Origin of the sequence: Aestuariivita boseongensis (assembly GCF_001262635.1) — a bacterium.
GTDB lineage: Bacteria > Pseudomonadota > Alphaproteobacteria > Rhodobacterales > Rhodobacteraceae > Aestuariivita > Aestuariivita boseongensis.
In genome coordinates, this window is the sequence record NZ_JXYH01000123.1 from 1 (window position 1) to 782 (window position 782).

The 782-nt window shown below is 55.6% G+C and carries 1 protein-coding gene; it reads right to left on the bottom strand.

Features of this window, described 5'->3' with window-relative positions:
- Window positions 1-34: 34 nt before the first annotated feature.
- Window positions 35-782, bottom strand: a 748-nt coding sequence (locus TR61_RS19430; RefSeq protein WP_050932213.1) for an IS3 family transposase, incomplete at its 5' end; no start/stop codon positions are given.

Here is a 782-nt window from a genome sequence, read left to right on the forward strand (position 1 = left end):
TGAGCAGCCCGATCTGATTGGTCCAAGGTAATTGTTAGTGCATGATTGGGCTGGTTTCCATTGGGATGATGGATTCGGGGGCCGGTGGCCGATAGCCCAATGCACTGTGTGGCCTCTTGGTGTTGTAGTGTTTCCTCCATTGCTCGATCAGGATTTGAGCCTCACGCAGGCTATAGAAGATTTCCCCATTGAGCAGTTCATCCCGCATCCGCCCGTTGAAGCTTTCGCAATACCCATTCTCCCAGGGCGAACCTGGCTCGATGAATGCTGTCTTTGCACCGACAGCCGCGATCCAATCCCGAACTGCTTGGGCAACGAACTCAGGTCCATTGTCCGACCGAATGAAAGAGGGAGCACCTCGCAGAATGAACAGATCTGTCAGAGCATCGATCACATCTGATGAGTTCAGCTTGCGCTTCACCTTGATTGCCAGGCATTCGCGGCTGTGCTCATCCAGGATGTTCAACGTGCGGAATGCCTTCCCGTCATCGGTCCGGCAATGCACGAAGTCATAGCTCCAGACATGGTTCCGATACTCAGGCCGCAGCCTTACGCATGATCCGTTGTTCATCCACAAACGCCCTCTCTTGGGCTGCTTCTGTGGAACCTTCAGCCCCTCTCGCCGCCACAGCCGTTCAACCCGACCATCGCTGACAGACCAGCCTGAATCTCTCAGCAAGGCCGCAATCCGCCGGTAACCGTAGCGACCAAACTGTCTGGCCAGTTCGATCATGTCGGCAACCAGCTGATCCTCATCTGCACGCCCCTTGGGCACATGCCGT